At 46.4% G+C, this 22,690-nt stretch carries 21 protein-coding genes and 1 tRNA gene; 6 read left to right on the forward strand and 16 right to left on the reverse strand.

All coding sequences use genetic code 11. The annotated features are described in order from the left end of the window. Positions 1 to 130: 130 nt before the first annotated feature. A complete protein-coding gene (locus G496_RS0112950; RefSeq protein WP_027179649.1) occupies positions 131 to 1,762 on the reverse strand; it encodes a CTP synthase in 1,632 nt (543 codons plus the stop codon). Between the two features lie 281 nt (positions 1,763 to 2,043). Between G496_RS0112950 and G496_RS0112955 the strand changes: the two genes are divergently transcribed. The 3 genes from G496_RS0112955 (at position 2,044) to thiM (ending at position 4,323) form a co-directional block, all read left to right on the forward strand. After that, complete coding sequence (locus G496_RS0112955) at positions 2,044 to 2,853, forward strand: phosphoribosylformylglycinamidine synthase subunit PurQ (protein ID WP_027179650.1); 810 nt, start codon at positions 2,044 to 2,046, stop codon at positions 2,851 to 2,853. 78 nt (positions 2,854 to 2,931) lie between these two features. Next, positions 2,932 to 3,456: a nucleoside deaminase gene (locus G496_RS0112960; RefSeq protein WP_051295036.1), complete on the forward strand. Its 525-nt coding sequence runs from the start codon at positions 2,932 to 2,934 to the stop codon at positions 3,454 to 3,456. 54 nt (positions 3,457 to 3,510) lie between these two features. Next, positions 3,511 to 4,323, forward strand: a complete 813-nt coding sequence (thiM, locus tag G496_RS0112965) for a hydroxyethylthiazole kinase (protein ID WP_027179652.1) — start codon at positions 3,511 to 3,513, stop codon at positions 4,321 to 4,323. A gap of 113 nt (positions 4,324 to 4,436) precedes the next feature. On the opposite strand, the gene sstT is transcribed toward thiM, so the two are convergent. Next, positions 4,437 to 5,693 (reverse strand): serine/threonine transporter SstT, encoded by a 1,257-nt coding sequence (gene sstT / locus G496_RS0112970; protein ID WP_027179653.1) that lies wholly within the window; start codon positions 5,691 to 5,693, stop codon positions 4,437 to 4,439. A 432-nt stretch (positions 5,694 to 6,125) separates the two neighbouring features. On the opposite strand from sstT, the gene G496_RS0112975 reads away from it, so the two are divergent. Next, entirely contained in the window at positions 6,126 to 6,431 is a 306-nt protein-coding gene (locus G496_RS0112975; protein ID WP_027179654.1) for a hypothetical protein, read from the forward strand. Between the two features lie 186 nt (positions 6,432 to 6,617). Here G496_RS0112975 and G496_RS0112980 read toward each other — a convergent pair whose 3' ends face one another. Further along, positions 6,618 to 6,959, reverse strand: coding sequence for a DsrE family protein (locus G496_RS0112980; protein ID WP_027179655.1), 342 nt, complete (start codon positions 6,957 to 6,959; stop codon positions 6,618 to 6,620). Positions 6,960 to 7,612: 653 nt separating this feature from the next. Here G496_RS0112980 and G496_RS0112990 point away from each other — a divergent pair. Further along, entirely contained in the window at positions 7,613 to 7,834 is a 222-nt protein-coding gene (locus G496_RS0112990; RefSeq protein ID WP_034633260.1) for a hypothetical protein, read from the forward strand. 527 nt (positions 7,835 to 8,361) lie between these two features. Here the strand turns inward: G496_RS0112990 and G496_RS0113000 are convergent. From G496_RS0113000 to G496_RS0113015, 4 genes are all read right to left on the reverse strand, one after another. After that, positions 8,362 to 11,328, reverse strand: coding sequence for a type I restriction endonuclease subunit R (locus G496_RS0113000; protein ID WP_027179658.1), 2,967 nt, complete (start codon positions 11,326 to 11,328; stop codon positions 8,362 to 8,364). An 8-nt stretch (positions 11,329 to 11,336) separates the two neighbouring features. Next, entirely contained in the window at positions 11,337 to 12,608 is a 1,272-nt protein-coding gene (locus tag G496_RS0113005) for a restriction endonuclease subunit S (RefSeq protein ID WP_084407571.1), read from the reverse strand. After that, positions 12,608 to 14,932, reverse strand: coding sequence for a type I restriction-modification system subunit M (locus tag G496_RS0113010; RefSeq protein WP_027179660.1), 2,325 nt, complete (start codon positions 14,930 to 14,932; stop codon positions 12,608 to 12,610). Before G496_RS0113010 ends, G496_RS0113005 begins: the two co-directional genes overlap by 1 nt. A gap of 276 nt (positions 14,933 to 15,208) precedes the next feature. Next, positions 15,209 to 15,757: a recombinase family protein gene (locus G496_RS0113015; RefSeq protein WP_027179661.1), complete on the reverse strand. Its 549-nt coding sequence runs from the start codon at positions 15,755 to 15,757 to the stop codon at positions 15,209 to 15,211. A 396-nt stretch (positions 15,758 to 16,153) separates the two neighbouring features. On the opposite strand from G496_RS0113015, the gene G496_RS19745 reads away from it, so the two are divergent. Then, on the forward strand, positions 16,154 to 16,477 hold the full coding sequence (locus G496_RS19745) for a hypothetical protein (protein WP_051295037.1): 324 nt from the start codon (positions 16,154 to 16,156) through the stop codon (positions 16,475 to 16,477). A gap of 70 nt (positions 16,478 to 16,547) precedes the next feature. Here G496_RS19745 and G496_RS0113025 read toward each other — a convergent pair whose 3' ends face one another. The 9 genes from G496_RS0113025 to G496_RS0113065 all read right to left on the reverse strand — a co-directional run bounded on the left by G496_RS0113025 (position 16,548) and on the right by G496_RS0113065 (position 22,601). Next, on the reverse strand, positions 16,548 to 17,498 hold the full coding sequence (locus G496_RS0113025) for a hypothetical protein (protein WP_027179662.1): 951 nt from the start codon (positions 17,496 to 17,498) through the stop codon (positions 16,548 to 16,550). A gap of 87 nt (positions 17,499 to 17,585) precedes the next feature. After that, positions 17,586 to 18,287, reverse strand: a complete 702-nt coding sequence (locus G496_RS0113030) for a hypothetical protein (RefSeq protein ID WP_027179663.1) — start codon at positions 18,285 to 18,287, stop codon at positions 17,586 to 17,588. A gap of 13 nt (positions 18,288 to 18,300) precedes the next feature. Next, positions 18,301 to 18,876: a virion core protein, T7 gp14 family gene (locus G496_RS0113035; RefSeq protein ID WP_051295038.1), complete on the reverse strand. Its 576-nt coding sequence runs from the start codon at positions 18,874 to 18,876 to the stop codon at positions 18,301 to 18,303. Positions 18,877 to 18,887: 11 nt separating this feature from the next. Next, positions 18,888 to 19,127 carry a hypothetical protein gene (locus G496_RS0113040; RefSeq protein WP_027179665.1) on the reverse strand — a complete coding sequence of 80 codons (240 nt, stop codon included), beginning with the start codon at positions 19,125 to 19,127 and terminating at the stop codon, positions 18,888 to 18,890. Positions 19,128 to 19,144: 17 nt separating this feature from the next. Beyond that, a complete protein-coding gene (locus G496_RS0113045) occupies positions 19,145 to 19,462 on the reverse strand; it encodes a hypothetical protein (RefSeq protein WP_027179666.1) in 318 nt (105 codons plus the stop codon). A gap of 650 nt (positions 19,463 to 20,112) precedes the next feature. Next, the gene (locus G496_RS21155) at positions 20,113 to 20,268 is read right to left on the reverse strand and encodes a hypothetical protein (protein ID WP_156900652.1); all 156 of its coding nucleotides are present in this window, start codon (positions 20,266 to 20,268) and stop codon (positions 20,113 to 20,115) included. 46 nt (positions 20,269 to 20,314) lie between these two features. Then, entirely contained in the window at positions 20,315 to 20,632 is a 318-nt protein-coding gene (locus G496_RS20950; RefSeq protein WP_084407572.1) for a phage antirepressor N-terminal domain-containing protein, read from the reverse strand. A 113-nt stretch (positions 20,633 to 20,745) separates the two neighbouring features. Beyond that, positions 20,746 to 22,416: a site-specific integrase gene (locus G496_RS19750; protein WP_156900653.1), complete on the reverse strand. Its 1,671-nt coding sequence runs from the start codon at positions 22,414 to 22,416 to the stop codon at positions 20,746 to 20,748. Positions 22,417 to 22,510: 94 nt separating this feature from the next. Continuing rightward, a tRNA-Ser gene (locus tag G496_RS0113065) sits at positions 22,511 to 22,601 on the reverse strand. Positions 22,602 to 22,690 lie beyond the last annotated feature (89 nt).

Below are 22,690 nucleotides of genomic sequence, written 5' to 3' on the forward strand. Positions count from 1 at the left end.
ATATTGAAAATTTAAACTATGACAGAAACAAAAACCAGCTTTCCGGGGTATAAATAGCACCGGAAAGCTGGAAAAGTATATCATAATTTTATCCCCGGGAAAAAACCGGGAATTTATTGGGATAAATCAATTACTTATTCTCCAGCGCAGCTTTGATGAAATCCCTGAATAAAGGATGTGGATTCATAGGATTGGATTTAAACTCAGGGTGGAACTGGCAGCCGACAAACCAAGGATGATCTGCAACTTCCACAATTTCAACAAGAGTTTCATCAGGAGAAAGTCCGCTCAAAACGAGACCGCTTTCAACCAGCTTTTCTGCAAAAGCTTCCTTGTTGAATTCGTAACGGTGACGATGACGTTCCTGAATTTCAGTTTTACCATAAGCAGCCATAGCTTTTGTTCCTTCCACAATTTTACATGGATAGGAGCCGAGGCGCATGGTTCCACCCTTATCACTATCTTCACAGCGGCATTCGGTCTTCTGTGTACGATAATCGTACCACTCTTTCATGAGGTAGATTACAGGATTTGGATTATACTTATCAAATTCTTCAGAGTTTGCATTCTCAATGCCAAGGACATTGCGGGCATACTCAATTACTGCACACTGCATTCCAAGGCAGATACCAAAGAAAGGAATTTTGTTTTCACGGGCATAGCGGATAGACATAATCTTTCCTTCCACACCGCGAGCTCCGAATCCTCCGGGAACAAGAATTCCGTCAATATCTTTAAAATTGCTTTCCAGATTTTCAGCAGTAATTTCTTCAGAATTGACATATTTAAGCTTAACAGCGACATCATTTGCCACGCCTCCATGAATAAGAGCTTCATGAAGACTTTTATATGCCTCTTTCAAATCAACATACTTGCCTACAATTGCAATATTGACTGATCCTTTCGGATTTTTAAGCTTGTGGACAAGATTTCTCCAAGGATCAAGGTTGCAATTTTTAGCAGGAAGACGAAGAAGAATTGCAATCTTCTGATCTAATCCTTCCTGATAAAATGAAAGCGGAACTTCATAAATTGATTTAACATCAACAGCGGTGAAAACAGCATCACGATCAACATCGCAGAAAAGAGCTATTTTACGTTTGAGGCTTTCATCAAGGTCAACTTCACTGCGGCAAAGAATAATGTCCGGGTGAATACCAATACTGCGTAGTTCTTTAACACTGTGCTGTGTGGGCTTGGTTTTTACTTCACCGGCAGCTCTCAGGTATGGAACAAGAGTCAAATGAATGTATAAAACATTTTCTCTTCCAAGTTCGGAACGCATCTGACGGATTGCTTCCAGAAACGGCAGACCTTCAATATCACCAACTGTTCCGCCTATTTCAATCAGAGCAACATCTTCTCCATTTGAAACACCCAGAATAGCCTGCTTAATTTCGTCTGTTACATGTGGAATAACCTGTACTGTTCCGCCGAGATAATCACCACGTCTTTCTTTTGTAATAACACTGTGATAAATACGTCCGGAAGTGAAGTTATTGTTCTGATTCATCGGCACGCCGAGATAACGTTCATAGTGACCAAGGTCGAGATCTGTCTCGGCTCCATCGTCAGTTACATAAACTTCGCCGTGCTGGAAGGGGTTCATTGTGCCAGGGTCGACGTTGATATAAGGGTCGAGCTTTTGAATTGTGGCAGTCATACCTCTGGCCTTCAATAAAGCTCCTATAGAGGCAGCGGCAAGGCCCTTTCCCAATGAGGACAGAACTCCTCCGGTGATAAATATAAACTTAGTCTTCATGTTCCTCCCGTCCATAACGGAATAATCTAATTTTTTTTACCTTATCTGTTTATAATAAAATAAACGATGAATAAAGTCAGTATCTATTAAACAAAACAAAGCGGACAGCGCCCCTGGCAGCCTAAATCAGGAACGTCAGGCATAAAAATTAATGTGGCCGATCGTCCTGTTTGTGATATAGACTGTTGACGGGAAGCTGACCCGCAATTATGTTCCTCTTCGCAAACACGGACAAGCTAGTCTGTGACTATTTCGATTGTCAACTCTGGAGGAGAAAATATATGGCCCGCGTCAAAGCTCTGGCTATTACCGGATATGGAACCAATTGTGAACAGGAATCAGCACATGCAGCAAAAAAAGCTGGAGCTGATCAGGCCGACATCGCATTCTTTTCTGACCTTGTAACAGGAAAAACAAACCTTGAAAGTTACAATTTCCTGATTTTTCCTGGAGGATTTCTTGACGGAGATGATCTCGGAGCCGCTCAGGCAGCAGCATTACGCTGGAAACATGCCTGCACAACAGACAACAAACCTCTAGTCTCTCAAATCAAAAACTTTTTTGAAAACGGTGGCATTATTCTGGGAATCTGTAACGGATTCCAGCTTCTTGTTAAGCTTGGCCTGCTGCCTGCTGTTGGAGGCGAATACTTTACCCGTCAGGTTTCCTTGAGCTACAATGATTCAGCTCGTTTTGAAGACCGCTGGGTAAAAGTTAAAGCTAATGCAGAGTCTCCGTGTGTCTTCACTAAAAATATTGATACACTGCATTTACCTGTCCGTCATGGCGAAGGTAAAATAATCCCCAAAGATGAAAATTTTCTTGATGAACTGGTAAAGAACAACCTCATAGCCCTTCAGTACGTTGACGAGGAAACTGATGAAGTGACTATGGAGTATCCAGCAAATCCAAATGGTTCCCCACTTGGAATAGCCGGTCTTACAGATCCTTCAGGAAGAATCCTTGGACTGATGCCGCACCCTGAAGCTTTTAACCACCCCACTAACTATCCCAAATGGACCCGCAGCGATGTTCCTACTCTGGGAACCGCTTTGATCAAAAGCGGAGTTGATTATCTTAAGAGCCTATAGTTAAAATTATTAATAAGATCCCCGACACTCCGGGGATCTTATTTTTTATTCCCTCAAATAAACTATGGTTACCCCCATATGTTGAAAAATAATCTTATCCAGCTGATAGGGGATGCGCCCCAAAATCCACCCGAAAAAATAAGCTGGCAGGAAATGATTGAAGTTGCTTTCAATCAGGCCTGCATGGCTTCAGCAAATAATGAAGTTCCTGTGGGAGCAGCTTTATTTTCTGGAAACGGAGATTTGATTGCAACAGGCCAGAACCGCCCGATTCAAGGCAATGATCCCACTTCGCATGCTGAAATAGAATGTCTGCGTGAGGCCTGCCGTATCACCCAAAATTACAGGATTCCGGCAGGGTCGATTCTCGCCGTAACACTTGAACCATGCATAATGTGCATGGGAGCTATTATCCATGCAAGAGTCAGTGGTATTGTTTTCGGTGCATACGACAAAAAAGCAGGAGCACTCATATCTAATCTGAGTCCATCAGACATAAACTTTTTAAACCATAAAGTATGGGCTGTTGGTGGAATTTCCGAAAATAAATGCAGGGAATTACTGCAAAGCTTTTTCTTACGCCGGAGAAAAAGACCCAATTGATTTAATTTTAAATCAAAGGCTTAAAATAATTTTTTAAAAAGAGCGTTATTACAAATGGAAAATATAGACTTCATATATAGTGCACTTGAAAAAGTAAGATCAACTTCACCACTCGTATTATCGATCACTAATTACGTTACCGCCAACATCAATGCCAATACTCTCCTTGCTGTCGGGGCTTCACCTATTATGTCTCATCAGATTAAAGAGGTTGAAGATCTGACTCGCATATCGGATGCTGTTGTCACTAATATGGGCATCCCGCTCGATAATCTTGTGGAATCAATTTTTTTAGCCGGGAAATGGGCCAATAAAATTGGTAAACCCTTAATATTTGATCCTGTGGGTGTTGGCGCGTCAAAGTTTAGAAATGAAATCTGTGCAAAAATGCTTAACTCGACTTCCCCTGATATCATTAAAGGAAACGCGTCAGAAATTATGGCCTTAGCCGGTCAGGAGAACTCAACAAAAGGCGTTGACAGCTCACATGCTTCAATTGAAGCCGAAGAAGCGGCCAGACTGATAGCCTTAAAATACTCCTGCACCGTATGTGTCAGCGGTGAAATCGATTTGATCACTGATGGCTGTCGAAAATTCCTTATAGAAAACGGACACCCGCTGATGGCCAGAATTACAGGTTTAGGATGTTCCGCCGGAGTTTTAGCCGGAGCCTTTGCAACAACTTCAAATGATAAGACTGAGAGTATGGTTTCATGCATGGCGGTTCTGGGTATTGCCGGAGAAATAGCAGCAGAAACAGCAGAAGGTCCGGCTTCGATGCAGCTAAAAATAATTGATAAGCTTTATACGATAACCAAATCAGAGATTGAAAACAGACTCAAACTTTCCTGCCAGAAATACAGCTAAAATTGTGAAAATTTGAATAGCTGCAATATTATTTAGAACATAGAAGAGAATAAAAGAAGGCCGTAACCATTTCGAATGGTTACGGCCTTCTTTATAATTTATGACAAAGAATTTTAACAGGCTTTGGAAGAAATGACCTCGTAAGCCTCTTCGTGCTTCTCGGGTGATTTCGCAAATTCTGCAGTAGCTGTGAACAGCACATCTGTGGAACTGTTAAGAGCTGTCTCAGCTGAATCCTGAATAACTCCTATAATAAATCCGGCAGCAACAACCTGCATTGAAACGTCATTGGGCACGCCGAATAAACTGCACGCCAGAGGGATAAGCAGCAGCGAACCACCGGCAACACCGGAAGCTCCACATGCCGAAACAGAAGCGACCAGACTCAATAATAAAGCAGTAGCCATATCAACATGAATTCCAAGTGTATGAACTGCGGCAAGGCTCATTACAGTAATTGTTACAGCAGCTCCACCCATATTGATTGTTGCCCCGAGCGGAATGGATACAGAATAAGTATCTTCATGCAGTTTAAGTTTTTTACAGAGATCCATGTTCACCGGAATATTGGCTGCAGAACTTCTTGTGAAAAATGCTGTAATTCCGCTAACCTTCAGGCAGGTAAATACGAGAGGATATGGATTTTTTTTAGTCAGAAGAAAAACTATCAACGGATTAATAATAAGTGCGATTATGCACATACAGGAAAGCAGCACAAAAATGAGGTGCTGGTAGCTTGCGAGGACAGAAAAACCAGTAGTTGAAATAATATTCGCGACAAGACCAAAAATTCCGACAGGGGCAAACCTGATTACTAACTTAACAACCCCAGAAACCCCGTCAGATGCGTCTTTCAATATTTTTTTAGTTGCTTCACTTGAATGCTTAAAGAAAAATCCGAGTGCAATGGCCCATGCAAGTATCCCGATAAAATTCCCTGTGGCTAAAGCATTTACAGGATTATCAACAATCTTGAACAGCAGAGTGCGCATAACTTCCATTATCCCGTCTGGAGGAGTTATTGCTGTCTTAGAAGCGGTCAGGGTCATTACAGTTGGAGAGAGGAAACTCATCACAACTGCTACAAGGGCTGCCATAAAAGTACCAACAAGATATAAAACAATAATGGACCTCATATTAGTATGAGTTCCTTTTTTCTGGTTGGCAAGTGAAGCCGCTACAATAACAAACACCAAAATAGGTGCAACTGCCTTTAATCCCTTAACAAAAAACAATCCTAAAATGCCGACTGATTTCCCGGCTTCTGGGGCAAGAACTGCAACCACAACCCCAAGTATAATTCCTATTAGGATTTGAAGAACGAGACTACCTGAACAAATTTTTTTAAACAAAGCCGCAACTGAACCCATGTTCTACCCCACAAGGTTTGAAAATTTGATTTGAGTGCTTTGCGTTTTAGCTCTGTTAAACTTTTTTGTCAATTTTCAATGACAAAAATGACAATACTCGTAATTATTCGTATTTTTTTTTCGCATTTATAATTAGTTATACTCAAATACAACTATATACGTTTTAGTATTTTTTTCAAAAAAATATACAAAATTGAACTAACACATTTTAATTTACTAGAAATTTGTAAGTGTTGATAGAATTTGGTCTGTAAAAAATATTATGAAAACTATTCAGAATAAATAATAAAATCCCTCACCATAGCTGGGAGCGATAAACTTCCAACGGCAGTGAACAAATATATTATTTAGAATGGGTGTATACTTTTCTTGCGGGTGAAATTAATTTGTGCAATGGTTAATCACTTACAAATAATAAAGAGAGTAAATAATATGGAACTAAGACCACTTGGCATAACAAAAGATATTATAGAAGAGATGGGCCTCAGCATCACACACATGTATGATGATCTGGTTTTTATTGATTACAATCCTTTCTTAATTCAATTTGATGATAGCAAGCCAAGTTCCTTAAAAATTTTCTTCAATATTGACTGCAAAAAAGATGTTGCGGAAAATCTGGAACAACAACTCAAGAATGCTGCGGAAAAAAAGAAATTCTCAATAGTTAACAGCGGACATTTTGAAATGAAACAAAAAGAAGGAACCGAAGAGATTGAACTGAAATTTATTGATTAGCACCAACTGGTTATATTTATGCCTTTAAGTTGGTCTCTGAGATGATAAAAATCTCATTCTAGGGAACCAAGCAGTTGTGCTGTTCCCCAGAATGAGAATAATTAAATTCTTTATGTTAGATATCCTTAACTGAAACTCACTTTCCATATCTCGGGCAAAGAGATGAAAATGCTAAGACCCTATGGATTATACCGTTAACAACTTTTCATTGCTTTTTATCAGTTTAGTTAAAGGGTCTCCCCAGAAAATAACTTCAATGCCCAAATCAAGAAGTGACTGCTTTACGTCCAAACGGTCTGCGCAAGCTTCGCAAGCACTAAATTCCACTCCTTCATTTTGAGCCTCAGCAATTAAAGAGCGTATATTCTCATCACTGGACGCCAACTGAGCAGTCGCACCCCAGATAATAACCCGGACATGCTTCCACCACCCCCGCATGGCAGAAGCTTTGGCATACATTAAAACCATCAATTCGGAAGTAACAGGGTCAGCATTAGTCCATAAAATATTTAATCTGTCATTTTCCATACCCATTCTTCTCCTGATTTTTAAAAGTAAAATTACTTTTAATTATGTGAGTACATTCATCAAAGATCTTATAACCTTTCTCGCCTACAACATACCTCAGCTTCTCATAAAGGCGAACTTTTACGATTAAAATAATTTGAAAAGAATTATACTCCCCTCTCACAGATCATTGCATCAAGCATCATGTAGCATCAAGAATGGTCGATTCTCGCCAAGCCACTCTACGCCAAATTCAAAGCTTTCTTGGACATATGGATTAAAAAGTTTTGGATTGATATGTTCGAGAACTGCAAGTTGACCATGACATTCTTGATGCTTCCGATGATCCCCAAATAGAGAAAAACTCTAAGACTGCAACGAAGATTAAGTAACCTCTTTAAAATTCAAACGCACATTAAAAAGCACATCACAAAGAGAAAAAACAAAACAAGGGTCTAGGAAAAACATCCTAAACCCTTGTTTTTATTATGGCGGAGAGGGTGGGATTCCCTCTTTTCGATATGTAAGCCCCGGAATTGTTGGCTTTTTATGTCTGCTTCCGATGTCTTGGTGTAGCAGTTTGGGGAGCAGTTGGTCAAGAGGAAGTCAGGAAGCACAATTGACAGTACATGTGTATAGTTATATCTAATCCTGCATAAAGCAGGAGATTGAATATGAAACCAACTACTACAGATTGTCGCAACATTGCCCGTGATGGTGGAGGGCTTATCCTTGATTCCAAGAACTTCACGGTTACAGATATGAGAAACATTGCTTGTGATGCAGCCAGCAGTGGGGCAAGAATCGTTATTAAAAATCCTGGCAGGCTCACCGTGACCGACATAAGAAACATTAGCCGAGATGGCAAGGGCTCCGTTGTGTTTGACTTTGCGTAATAGGTATAGCTGTTCAGCAACAGAAGCGGTGTTCTATTGATCACCTGCTTCTTACCACAGCAAATCATAAGAAGGATCAATGGCTGACGTGACGGAACAATTGGGGGCTGTGTGCAGAATCGCTGGCCCAAGCGATTACTCAACGATTTATGCTACCTGCGAAGGCTTTGAATTGTATCTTGGGATGACAGGGCAGGACTATTCTTATGCTATCCGATGCAATGAAAGCGGGAATGAGTTCGGACGGGATCGTTGCCCAAGCTGCTCCGAACTGCGTTCTAGCTTGTTGGATGCTTTGTATCGTGTTTTTAATAGTAACGATGACTTTGACGAGGACAGTAAGTTCTGCAGAGCTTGGGTCGAGGTAACAGAGCATACAAAACAATAGCTCCTTCCCCCTTCTCAACCTTATTACTGGCGGTATGGGGTCCCCTGTCGCCTTTCATTTTGCTCAGATTGTATCCTCCAATAGACGTTTGAAGCCACGCCCCTTGCCTGTGTTTTTCAGAGTTCGTTGATTGCCAGAGTTACCGACCCGCCGCCAAATCGTGAATTTCTTGAGTCGAAAAATGGGCAAGCAATCTTGCAATCGTTGAATCAAAGGTTCTTTCGAATGCCTTGTCGTTCGCGTAGCTCTTGTATAGGTCCAGCTCCCGTTTTCTTTCCGAGTTAACGGCAAGCTTGATGAGCTTCTTAAGAGCCAAATCGCTATTTAGCTGATCCGGATTATTGGCAACTTGTTCGGCGTATTTGGGATTGCTAACAACGTGTTTGGCAATATTGATCAGTTTTATTTTCTGCTCTTCCGGGGTGGCATCCCATCCATCGAAATGGCGTTCATTAAAAACCTTTATTATTTCATCAAGCTGATCCTTCTCCTCAAGGCCGTGCATACCTCTCGGGTTCGGATTCTGCGGTGGAAGCTCTGATCCTTCCGAGTCCAGTTTGATCTTTACGCCGAGTTTGCTTCTCTGCAAGCCATAGGTCGAGAGGTCGATACTGTTCAAGAGGTCGTCGATTTGATCGTCTTCAGGGTTCCTGACCTTGAGCTTGGGAATCAAGAATTTTAGGAACCAGTGCAGCATCTCCCATTCCATGTTTTCAAAAGGAATGATGCTGGCAACCTGGGAGTAGATTTTTACGAACTGCTTTGCCTTGATCTTGAAGTCGATCTTTTCATCGTCATCAAGGTCTTCTTCAAATCGTTCAACCGTCGTATCCAAAATCGGTGAAAGCTGATCAGCATCAGCTTTTTCAAAAAACAGCTTGTTAAACTCTTCAACTTCATCCCATTCGTAGACGCCGGTAATGTCGAGCTGTTCCTTGATGTCATGCAGGACATTCACGTCTGTTGGCTCAGACAGGGATGTTGCCGTATAGAACGGGTCAAAGGCGTTCTTGATCTCTTCCACGGAATTGAAGAAGTCGAGGACAAACGTATCCTTCTTGCCCATCTTGTCGTTGCAGCGATTCAATCGGGACAAGGTCTGGACAGCCATACCCCCTTGAAGCCGCTTGTCTACGTACATGGTGTGCAGGAGCGGTTCATCAAATCCAGTTTGGAACTTGTTGGCGACAACCAAAATTTTATAGTCGTCCAGCTTGAACTTTTCGGCAATTTCGCCGCCAGGAAATCCGTTCAGCGAGTTCTCAGAGAGCTTCACACCATCCACTGTTTTGTCACCTGAAAACGCCACCAGCGCGCCGAAGGGCATATTCCGTTCATTCAGCTCTTTTCGAATAGCGAAGAAATAATTAATCGCGCTATTGATGGATTGCGTAACCACCATCGCTTTGGCTTTGCCCTTGAGCTTTTTCTTTTGCCATACGCTGCTGATAAAATGGTCCACCATGACTTTGGCTTTGGCTTCGATGGTATCAGGATGCGACTCCACAAACGCCTTGAGCTTTCGTTGTGCCTTTGATTTGTCGAAAATCGGATTATCTTCGATGGATTTATGGATTTTGTAGTAGCTCTTGTAGGTCGTGTAGTTGGCAAGAACATCCAGGATGAACCCTTCTTCGATTGCCTGCCTCATGGAGTAGAGATGGAAAGGATTGAATTTCCCGTCTCTGTCCTGGGTTCCGAATTTTTCCAAGGTGGCAGGCTTTGGCGTAGCCGTGAATGCGAAGTAGGAGGCATTGGCGTTCATGCGACGACCTTTCATGGCGGCAAGAATCTTGTCCTGCCAATCCATTTCCTCTCCCTCTTCTCGTTCTCCGAGGCTCGTGTTCATCTGGTCTGCCGCCCTGCCGCTCTGGGAAGAATGCGCTTCGTCGATGAGTACCGCAAAATTTCTTTCGGAAAGGTCTTCAATGCCTTCCACGATGAAGGGGAATTTCTGAACCGTGGTGATGATGAGCTTTTTGCCTTTTTCGAGATTCTCTCTGAGTTCTCGTGAGCTGAAGGCAGGAGCGACGATATTTTTGACTTCGGCAAACTGCTTGATGTTGTCGCGTATTTGTTTGTCCAGCACCTTCCGGTCCGTGACTACGATCACGGAATCGAAAATGTTTTTCGCCCCGGCCTGATCGTAAAGTTCAATGAGCTGATATGCCAGCCAGGTTATGGAGTTTGATTTTCCTGATCCTGCCGAGTGCTGGATGAGGTAGCTGTTTCCCACTCCGTTTGCCTTTGCATGCGCCAGGATTTTTCGAACCACATCGAGCTGATGGTAGCGCGGGAAATAGAGCTTCCGAGTTTTTTTCTTCGTCTTCGGGTCTTTCTCAACCACCTCTTTGCTGAAATGCTCGATGATGTTGGTCAGGCTCAAGCGGGTAAGCACCTCTTCCCACAGATACGCGGTCTTGTGCCCGAGCATGTTCGGCGGGTTGCCCTTGCCGAATTTGTATCCCTTGTTGAAGGGCAGGAAGAAGGTCTTTGCTCCGTCAATCTTGGTGGCCATGAACACGAGGTCCGGGTCCACTGCAAAATGAACGAGACACCTCCTGAACTGAAAAAGCGTTTCTCTGGGGTCACGGTCATTGCAATATTGCTTCCTGGCGTGATTGACGTTCTGTCCGGTCCAGGGATTTTTCAGCTCAAAGGTCGCTATGGGAAGACCGTTTATGGAGAGCACCATGTCCACGGACTTGTGCGGCTCGCCGACAGAATAGTGAACCTGTCGGGTGATGGTGAAGATATTTGAGTTGAAAAGCCGAATAACCTCTGGGTTCAAGTCATTGTACGGAGCGCGGTAGAGGAGCGTCAAGTGGGCATTGTCAATGGACAACCCTTTCTTGAGTACGGACAGAATGCCGTCCGCCTTGATCTTGCGGTCCAGCCGTTCAAGGACCATGCGACGCCAATTATGTTGCGAGGAGAGCTTGTCCAATTCCTTGGGCTGGGTCGCCTCCAGGAATCGCCAGAACACTTCGGTATCCAGTGCAAAATGCGAATCGAAATTGGCAGGATTCCCGGCTTCATATCCATCAGCAAGGAATGCGTTTTCAATATGGCTCTCAAGAGCTGCTTCATCGGTTTGGCTGGGCATGGTGACTCCTAGACTTTGATTTCCCCTGTGACTGCTGAGGAGATGAGAGACTGTTTATACTCATGTAAAAGATCAATCTGGCGCATTTCTTTTAGATGTAGACTGTCATATTCTTTTTTTATTTCTTCTACGTATTGAACAATTTCCTCTTGCTCATTAATGGGCGGGACCAATGACTTCACATCATAAAAATTCTGGTTCGATAAATTCTGCAATCCAACAGTCATCCCATTTGATGCACCAGCATAAATACATTTATATGCTGGGGTGTGATAAAGATATTCATAATATCTTGTTTCGATTTTTTTTTGTGGTTCAAATACACCATAATGAAAAGTAACTATCCCTCTGTGTGTTGATGCAAAGAAGACACCTAAATGCCCTTTGAACCTATTTACGACTAAATCATCGGGAAGGCAGACTTTAAAATTGTTAAAATGAGCAGGTCTTAATGATCTTTCTTTCATTTCTTTTGATGGGATTAATCCATCAACTTGCGACAACGAAAGAGGCAGTTCGTGTCTATTTGTTACTTTTCTTGAATTTTCTCTGAATATGCGCCTGTTATATAACACCTCCCAATGAGCCGGAATCTCCCCAATCCATTCAACTCCGCTATCTTTCATGGGCGCATCAGGATTCAGCCCTTTGGTCACCGCCTGATTGATAAGAATGGACTTCTGCTCCTGAAGCAGCTCAATGAGCTTTTTCTTCTTGGCAATGGCTTCGTCGATTTCGGCTGTTTTTTTGTCGAGGAAGGAGACGATACGCTCTTGAACACCGCTTTCAGGGATTGGGATAATCATCCTTTTGAAGTCCCTGAAATCCAGGTTTTGTCTTAGCCCTGACCCCATACCATAGAAGACTTTAAGAAGGTCGTAAGCGTGAAGAACATAATACGTGAACTTTGGATTTGCAGTGCCGAGAGGCTTCAAAGATAGATATGCCGAAGTGATGATCCCTTTATCGTTTGCATATCCACATCGAAGGCTTGTTTTATCATTCTGTAAGTCCGTCGTTCTGATGATTGTGTCTGCTGGTTCTATGAGTTGGTAACCTTCAAAGGATTCAGGAACTAGGCCATGAAGCTTTTCTTCTGGTTTGATTACGATTCTGCCATAACTCAGCGAGAGAACAGTGTCTTCTATCATTCCAGAATTTTTATTTTTGTTCTCTTTGAACAGTTTGAACCCTTGCCAAAGGTTCCATTCCTCAGGAATCTCGCCAAGCCATTCGACACCACTGTCTTTGTATGATTCATACCGGGGTAGCTGCATCATTATTGCGCTCCCTCAAAGTTCATCAGTTTTTTCAGCAAGCCATCGGTTTCCGACTCCAACTGAAGAATGTCGGCGGCAACCTCTTCCAAAGAGCGAAGCGGGGTGTGCTTGTAGAAATGCTTGTTGAAACTGATCTGGTAGCCGATCTTGGTCTTTTCAAGATCAATCCAGGCTTCTTCCACATGAGGACGCACCTCTCGCAGGAAGTATTCGTGGATGTCTTTCTCAAGCGGAACCACTTCGGAATCCCGAAGCTCACTGTCTGCCTCGTATTCAATGAAGTTGTCCTTTTTATCCGTCGGATAATATCCATAATCAGGCAGATCGTCTTCTTCAGCTCTGAGCCTGTTCAGAAGCTGGTCGAGCTTGTCGCCTTTGAGTTTGTGAACTTTCTTGATTACTTTTTCCGCGTTTTCATCACGCCAGCTCATAGCGTTCAGAATTTGCTTTTTCTGCGGAGCGGCAAGCTTGATTTTCAGGCCCTTGAGGATGCTGTTAATCTTGTCCACGAACAGGTTATAGTCCATGAACAACGCATCGCCGATTGCGTCAGCAAGGCTTTGAGCCACCTCCATGAGCTTTTTTTGCTCACGCCATCTGGTCACCGAGAGCAATGCGCCTTTGTTCTTGGCGGTGATGCTGATTTCTTCCCGGTCGATATAGCTTTCAATGCGGTCCTTGTGCTGCTTCAAGTCCACGTACACGTCATCACCGAACTTTTCGTAAGCCCATTCCGAGATTTCCCGGATTGCTGGCATAAAGCGAAGAGAGGCAATGTGCTCTGGTGTGAATTGCGCAGCAAGACGCAATGGTCTGTCCACAACGATCTTGTAATATCCGAAGTCGCTATTCTTGAAGACCTTGGATATTTCATTCTGATCCATGCTCAAATAGAGCTTGGTAATCTGGTCAACATGATCAGGTGAAAGCTCACAGTTTTTAGCCCCAAGGTTCTTTCGAAGCGAACGATACATCTCCGAAGCATTGATGAGCTGAATCTTGCCTTTGCGCTCTTCCGATTTGTTGTTGGAGAGTATCCAAATATAGGTGGTGATGCCGGTGTTGTAGAACAGGTTTGTGGGAAGCTGAATGATGGCTTCCACCCAATCGTTCTCAATGACGTGCCTTCGGATATTGCTGGCCCCACCTCCTGCATCGCCCGTGAACAGGGAAGAGCCATTATGAACACAAGCAATCCGTGATCCCAGAGGGGATGAAGACGGACTCTTCATCTTGTTGACCATCTCCATCAGAAACAGGAGCTGACCGTCAGAAGAGGCCGGGGTAGCATCCTCCGTGTTTTCGTCTCCCCAATAATCTTCCAGCCGCACCATGAAGCGAGGATCAACGATTTCTTTGCCGTCCTTGATGAACTTTGCATCCGAACTCCAGGACTTTCCGTAGGGTGGGTTGGAGAGCATGAAATCGAACTTCATGCTGGAAAACTCATCAGTAGCCAGGGTCGAGCCAAACTTGATGTTCTCGGGATCATTGCCCTTAATCATCATGTCCGATTTGCAGATGGCGTAGGTTTCGCCGTTCACTTCTTTTCCGTACAGATACACGTCAGCGGTGGTTTTGACCCCACCATTCGGGTCAGTGATGTACTTCTCGGATTCCGTAAGCATCCCACCTGAACCACACGCCGGGTCATAAATGGTCAGGACGGGAGGCAGATTCCCATTAACGGGCTTGAAGAGCAGGTTGGTCATCAGGTGGATAACTTCACGCGGCGTAAAGTGCTCGCCAGCCTCTTCATTATTTTCTTCATTGAATTTGCGGATTAACTCCTCGAACACATAGCCCATACCGAGGTTGGTCAACGCCGGGAGCAATCGACCATCCGAGGCGCGTACAGGTTCTGGACCCAGATTGATCTCCGGCGAAACGAATTTTTCGATGACATCAAAAAGTACGTCCGCAACAGCCATCTTTCTGGCTTGGCTACGCAGGTCAAAATGCTGGATGATCTCTTTTACGTTGTCGCTGAATCCATCGAGGTAGTTGTTGAAGTTTGCTTCAAGCTGGGACGGATTGTTCAGGAGCGATTTTAAAGTGAACAAAGAAGTGTTGTAAAAGACATAACCAGACTCTTCGCACAACGGGCTTGAATCCAGCACCGTCATTCCAACTTCTTCTCTCTGATATTTTACTTCTTGAAGTACGGCTTCTTTGCTTGGCTCAAGCAGACAATCAAGTCGCCGAAGCACAAACATGGGGAGGATGACATCTCTATATTTCCCTCGGACAAAGACATCTCTGAGGCAGTCATCAGCAATTGACCAAATAAAAGAAACCAGTTTGTTATGTGCGGTATGGTCCATGAATATTCCGTTATATTTCAATTCAATTTTTGAGTATGAAGGAGAGTAGTTTGTCGCTCTCATTTTTTAGAGGCAACAGTATAGATTTTTGATTAGAACAGCAAACTATAAACCTCTAAAATGACACAAAAGTTACTTCATTGGCTTTGTAATTGTTTGCCAGCGTTCCTTGATCGTATATCACTCCACCCGATATTTGCTCCGTAGTCGTCAACCGACCGTTGGCAAGCTTCCCGGTCACTAGATGATTGATACGGATGAATAAAAAACAACATGCTATGTGGCAAGCATTCTGTAGAGCGTCTGACGGCTCACCCCGTACTCCTGCGCCAGGGCTTTCTTCTCTGCCCCTGCCGCCACTTTGTCCTTAATCTCCTGGATCTGTTCAGGCGTGAGCGTAGGCTTCCTGCCACAATGCTTGCCCTTTGCTTGGGCCTTTGCAATTCCTTCCCTTTGACGTTCCTTGATGATCTCACGTTCAAATTGAGCCACTGCCCCGATGATCTGTAATTGCAGGGTCTGGAATGGGTTGTTCTGCCCGGTGAAGGTCAAGCGTTCCTTGTGGAACTCTACGGCAACGCCCTTGCCCGTCAGGGTCTTGAGGATGGACAGGAGGTCGCCGAGATTACGCGCAAGGCGGTCGATAGAATGAACGTGGAGCGTGTCGCCTTTCCTAACGAATCTCAGACACTCTTCAAGGACAGGACGCTTCGTAGTCGCTGCGCTGGCCTTCTCCTCATAGACGTGGGCAAGCTCAACCCCGTCAAGCTGACGGTCTGTGTTCTGGTCTACCGTGCTTACTCTGATGTATCCTACATGTGCCATATCGTTACCCTCCTGATAGCTTAGCGTGTTACAGAAGGTCTAAGGGATACGGGAAAGTGTGTCAATAAAAAACAATGTGAGGTTTTGTTACACGGTGAAAAGCGGGTTGCGAGGTGTTGGGATAATGCTCCAGAAGGTGTATCTTGTGAGACAGTCAATCTCCATCCCTCCCCTCCTACCCATTGGTAAGACCCTCCCTGCCTATCGTTCACCTGTCGTCGGCTCCTGGCTCCCTGTAGGCCAGCGACCGCCCCCACCGGGGGGAAGCGGCGTTTCTGGTATATTGTAAAGCGTCTCAGATTTTTTAGTCAAAACCATCTATCAGATGGTCTCAGATACTTGACAAAAGCCATCCCGCGCATATATTGAAAGAATACGTTATAGGAGGATTTCAGTATGGGTTACGGGAAATGGATTTTAGGTGGTGCTGCGGTTGCGGTTGGTGGAGTAGGTTGCTTCTTCGCAGCTCCTCTCATAGCCGCAGCAGCAGGTGGAGCCGGTTTACTCGGAGCCGCAAGTACCGGAACGGCGATTGGTACATTATCAGGAGCTGCGTTAACAAACGCCTCGTTAGCGGCTTGTGGTGGTGGTGCCTTGGCTGCAGGAGGCGGAGGCATGGCCGCAGGAACCACTGTGATTGCAGCAGGTGGAGCTGCAATCTCTGGAGCAGCGACAGTTGGAGGAGCTGCAACAGTTGAAAAAATCAAAAAGGACTCATAATATTCTTGAGCCTTAGCAGAAATTATGAAACGGGAGAGTACGCTTATTGTCCCTCCCGTTCTCTTTCAGGTTACTTCCGGCCCACCTTCACAATCCCCATCTTGACCGCCGTCTTCCAGTTGATCTCACCATTCGTAGCCGTCAGAAGGACAATCTCATTGCCCACCTGTCGGGCCTCAAGGATACCTTCCCCAAGGTCAGCGTTCAGGATTGCCTCAGGGTTCACCTTATCCAGGTCTGCCATGAACTCCCCGGCAAGGGCTTTGTATCCGGCAGTGGTACGGCTCACGGCATGGTCCATGATGGCTTTGTGAAGTTCTCTGGGCATATTCTCACGGACCCATTCAAAACACTCGTCAGGGTCAATGCCCATGTCAGACACGGCCTTGTATGCCTGGGATTCAAATTGAGAGCGAAGGTTCCCTACGATCTCAGCCATTTCACCCGGTTCCTTGCCTACCTGGGAGGCGGCACGACCGATGTAGTTCTCAATGTCATCCCCGGCGGCAATACGGTCTAACGCGCCGAAGATGGTGGACTCATCGACCATGCTTCCGAGCGCATGAAGCATCTTCTCGTTACCTTCATCGAGAAGTTCCTCTCGGCTTTCAGGGGTGTCCTGAGAGGGCTTCTCCTGAGAGGTGTTGGGAGAGGTGGCCTCGGAGAACGTGCCGTCAGGGTTTTTGGTCAGGATGCCAGCGGCAACCATGTCTTTGACCCTGGCCTCTGTACCGTCTCGAAGGGTAACGATGGAATCCTCCGTCAGACCGTCACGGCCCATGATGGGTGTGCCGGAAGCGGTACGGGCGGTATCCAGGTAGTGCGCTCCGTTTCTCCTGGCCTTCTGCTGTTCATCCCATACGTCATACGTGGTCGGCTCATGGTGGATGGTCAGACGACCGGAGGAATCACAGGTCATGCCAGGGCCATTGGTGCTGATGTCTCCGGTCCTGGGGGTGACGGGTTCTTTCGGGGCGTAGATGTTAGACATGCCTTCGTCGTAGGTGTTGTAGTCGTACATGATATTTCTCCAAGTTATCGTGGGGTTTGATGGTTAATATGTTTCGGCTCAATTTTGAGCTGAATGATATAAACGATGTTTTGCCGTTTATTCCCTATAGTCTGTGAACGGTTCATTCATCCCTGTCACTCTGCCTTGCAGTACCTCCCGCTCTTCCCGTTCCCGCTTGAGGATGTACCGGGAGACACGCAGGGCTAGTACTCCGATGCCAGAGTTGCATAGCTTCTCTGACAGGAAGTCCTTCACTCCTACGGTGATGCGGTCCTTGCGGTAGATGGTCTTGCCTTCCCATTCCTTTCGGGAGGACGGAAGGCGAAGGATGCGGGTAACGAGGGAGTGACGAAACTCACGGTCGCTCTTGAACCGCCTGGGGTCATCTTCCTGCATGATGAACATGGCAATGATGACCGTCAGAATTTCGGAAGGGGTAACTCCGGCACTGCGAAGCCTGACAAGCCAGTTACTGACGCGAGGCCATACGGCTTGAGATTTGTGGTTGATCTCGTACCACTGGGCTTTTGCCATGAGGTCGCCAAGCATTACCCTGGCAGACGTGAGAGCGGCGTGGTTCTTGTTGGCCTCAGTGAACGCCTGGGCTTTCTCCAGGTATGGTTTGAGTTCTCCCTTGGTCACGGTCTTGCCAAGCGGGTGTCCGGTGTCTCGGTTCCTGTCGTCATGGTAGCGGCAATACTGTGAGAAGTTCTTGCGGTACTGGAAGCATCCAGGGACTGAGCAATGTGTCGGGTTGGCCTTGAGACGTGCAAGACGTTTCCGGTCCTTGTCGTTCATATCAGACCTCCCGCTATTTCTTGCCATAGTACCTGTTGTAGTTGTCCAAGGCAGAAGCTCCGATAGACAGACCAGCACCGATCATACTCGGTCGGCTTACAGGCGACGGGATGTAACGCTGGAAGCTGGAGCCACGGTTCTTGGCCTCACGTCGGAAGCCGGATACGGCGATGTCATTCTGGACTGCATCCATCTCCAGGTTCTGCCTCATGGCATCCCTGTAACGAGCCTCCTGGCGATAGAAGTCAGCCATGAGGTTCTCGAAGGAGACACCAGCGGATTCACTGGAAGCCATTGCCGTACCAGCCTTCTGGAGACGCTCGATCTGGAGGTTCTGTACCTCTTTGGCAGTCTGGTCCTGCTTCTGCATCTGCTGCATGTTGGCGGCAGCGGCTTGTTCAACGTAGTTCTTGTTGGCGATCTGAGCGTTCTGCATCATGGCCCGATTGTTCTCTTCGGCCATCCTGGACTGGTAGTTGGCCTGGGCCTGGGCTTGTTCAGAAGACATCATGTAACTCGCCCCGGCAGTTGCCGCACTCATCGCCATTGCTGACCAGAACATCACTGTAGGACTAATTGCGTCACACATGGGCTAGCCTCCTAATGCTTCCATTCTTCGTCGTCGTAGGTGGGGAGGTCTTCGGTCATCTTCTCAAGGGCCTCTTGCATAGCGAGAGGGTCACCGATGGAATCCAGGGTGATACCGTTGTCTCGCAGGAATTGCCGAACTACGTTGAGGAAGGATGCCTTCGGGGTGTCTTCTGCTTTCAGTTGGTCGATCATCGTATCTCTGAGAGCGAACCAAAGGGACTTGAGTTGTTCTTGATCTGCTTTATTCATTTCGATCTACCTCCACGCTACTTGATGGAACTCTTGCCCCTGGACCCTGCCAGCATGAGGAACGTGATAAGTTCTCGGTCTGACTCGTCTCCGGGCTGGAGGTTTCTGAGATGGTCGGCAAGGATTACGAGAGAACGACGAACGACCACGGAGGGCGACACGGAACGACCACTCATCTTATCGCCGTACCAGTTGCGGATGAACTCCAGGTCTGCTTCAAGCTCCGGGGTTGTGCAGAAGCCGTACTTCCGGTTTCTGCCGGAACCTTTCAAACGGACCTGGGGCTGATTGTTTTCGATCTTCAATGCGTCATTGTGCTTGGTGTTCTTGGACATGATGAAACTCCTGTATGTAGTGTTGAAAAGGCGCACATTCGATAAAAAGAGGCAGGACAGCCCATGTTTGAAGACTGCCCTGCCTGATGCCCCACGATGAGGGAGGAGACACGTAAGGGCGGGAGGAGAGGAACATGAAGGAAATTAAAGGCCCACCGCTCCCATGACTCGCAGACACAAGACGGGAGACAGTGGGCCTATGACTCTGCCAGGGGAGCTACCCTGGAACCAGAGACTGACCCAAAGGAGGAGGAGAAATATGGGCGCAGCTCTTACGAGCCACTGGAAGAGGGAGTAAGTGGGTGAAGGGCTTTCGTTCCTCGCTCCCACCTACTCCCATCGTGACGGGGTTACTGTAGGTGTTCTGTGGTCGTCCACTGGATTCACTGAAGCTAGCTGAAGGGCTACCAGTGTATTCTACAGGGTTACTACAGGTTTCTATGATAAGGGGTTAGAGAAGAGGTAAGATAGGTTACACCTTAGGTTATCTATAGATTTCTTTAGTATATCTATCTTTACCCTCACCCCCTATATCCCCCTCTCCCATCGGGAGGGAGGTCTTTCTTCTTACTAGTGGGCCTTAATTCCGTGGCCTCATTCTTCTTACTAGTGAGGGTTAATTTTAACTCACTGTAATAATGTGACTTTCGCTATCCGTAAATTGCCTTCGTTTGTTTTACCTCCGACCACCAGTCGAACACGGTAGGAAGCCCCTTCCCGACGAATAAAGCCCCGATGAAAGGAACCTGGATGTAGAGCCAGTTAAGGGTGATCTCAAAGATAAAGCTCTTGAACTCAATTAGCATGGTATACCTCCAGTTGATCTTGAAGTTTGAGTAAAGAAAACTGGAGTCAGTATATGCAGGATTGAGAATATAAAGTCAATAGTTTCAGTGTTGTATGCAATCTTGCCAAGTGATAATTGGCCTGGAGTTCAGGGCGAACCTTCTTGATCGTGAACAGCCAGCCATTGGCGTACTCGATGGGGAGCATGGTGTACTTCCGACGCTGACCGGAGCCGGGAAGCTGCGTGTTCATTTCCGACACGCAGGTCGAAAGAACCTGATCTTCCATGATCTTCACACGTTGGGTCGGCCAGCTAATACCAAGTGCATCGCACACATGGCGCGGCGAGAAGTACGCCTTGCCTTCCTCGGTGACAGCCGCCAGGACACGTTCGCCGCATTTCGCTCACATTTCGCTTCTGACGCATTTTACACAGGCCTCTCTTGTCGTTTATAATCTGGCAAAAGAAAATGCCTCAGAATCAAAATATGGGCGTTTTATGATTTCAAGTGGTCAATCTCCAGACCAGGATAACAGAGCTTTTCAACGCCTTCCTTCAATCGCTTGAGGGGATACCCATTGCCGCCATACTTGCGGCCTTCTGTGGTCGGAGCGTGGCCCGTCAGAGCGTCACTGACTTCCTCTTGGACTCCACCTTCACGAAGCCCATCCTTGAAGGCGTGACGGAAGCTATGAAAGACTTTGAGCTTGTCGAATCCACCATACTTCCTGGCGTATCTTCCCCACCACTTCGACCATGAAGCTGTGCGTTTCTCTCCCGAAGAGGCGAGGTAGGGGAACAGACGTTTACGTCCTGATTTTTTGATTTCTTCCACGTAGTCGAGGAAGCCAAGCTCTATGATCTTTGAGTGTATCGGGACACGGCGTTTTGAGCTTTCCGTCTTTCTGCGCTTCCCTTCGTCCAAGGTAGACATATCCAGGTATTTGATGTTCTGATCTTCCCGAATGTCATCCAGTGTTAATTGCCCGAGTTCTTCCAGCCGTGCGCCAGTGAAAGCCGCAAGCAAGGGCAACCACTTGGCCGCTTCTCCCGCTCCTGCCTGGGGTCTGTCGTTTTCGGTGTAGATCGGGAAACGGAATATCGTGTTGAGGTCTTCAACGGAGTACGGGAGACGTGCGGTCCTTTTCACTTTCATGGCCTTGACCTTCACGCCTGATGCCGGATTAGTCTCGATGTAGTCATTCGATTCTGCCCATCCGAGGACAGCTCCGATTGCTCCTAAGGCTCTGTCGTTGACAGTGCGAGGGGATATGACAGGGGTGTCTGGATGTTCCCGGACGTACTCCAGGAGCTGTGGAACCGTCATGTCCTTGAGCTTGCCCACTCTCCGGGATGGATACTTGAGCATGGCGTCCTTGTAGTCTCGGACATGCTTCTTCGTAATTTGAGATACAGGAAGATCGCCGTGAAGCTCCACGAACCGACGAACGTATGTCCCGAAGTCCTTGACTGTTTTCTCCGGTCCATCTGCTGCAAGGTGTTCCTCGGCCCACATTGCATGAACCTGGGTGATGGTAGGGTCATTCTTGTCGGTATCCATAGGGGTGACAGTGACGGGTAACGCTGATTCAGGTGGGGTCTTTACAACCCTTCCTTCATGCCGGGCCTTGAGAGCTTCCAGGGTTTCCACCTTGGCTTTCAGGAGGGCATACGCCAGTTGTTTGTAGACTTCGCTTCCCTTGGCAACCTTCATCCCGATCTGATCCAGGAGGTCATCGAGTTCTACAGAAATTCTGTTGAGATTTCCCGTAGCGAGACTTTCCCTTGCTTCGACATAGGCAAAGGTGATTGCGTCATCCCATGACTGAAATTCTGTAGGAGAAAGACCGTTAATGCGCGATTCTTCATCGGCTTGAAGAGCCTCATGCCTCCATATAGCCGTGATACGTTCAACTTCGATCTCGGACAGCTTATCGACTGCCTCAGCGTCCCTCTGGCGGCGTTTCTCGGCAAACTCTTGGTCGAGCTTCACTGAGGCAATACGAGTTTTTTCTAGGGCCTCCTGGTAGTTTGCTGTTCGGAGGCTGTAGGTGATCTCTTTCTTGCCATATACTTCTTGAAGATCGACCGGAATTTTGGCTCTAAATTGCCAGTTTCTGGTTCCCTTCCTCAACGTCATTCGTGGGTGTTTTGCCATCTCTTCCATGTCCCCCAGTGTAGCACTCTGGTGTAGCAGTTGGGAAGCAGAAAAGATAAAACCCCCGGTCACTTTCAATGATTCCGAGGGTTTAAATAGGCAATGGCGGAGAGGGTGGGATTCGAACCCACGTATGGTTTCCCATAACTCGATTTCGAGTCGAGCGCGTTACGGCCGGACTTCGCTACCTCTCCGCTCTATATATATTGGCCGAAAAAGGACTTCCGGCCTTGGGAAAGTTGGCTATATATACTCTAGACCTTAGGATTGCAAGTCATTTCAG

The organism is Maridesulfovibrio bastinii DSM 16055 (genome assembly GCF_000429985.1).
Classification (GTDB): domain Bacteria; phylum Desulfobacterota; class Desulfovibrionia; order Desulfovibrionales; family Desulfovibrionaceae; genus Maridesulfovibrio; species Maridesulfovibrio bastinii.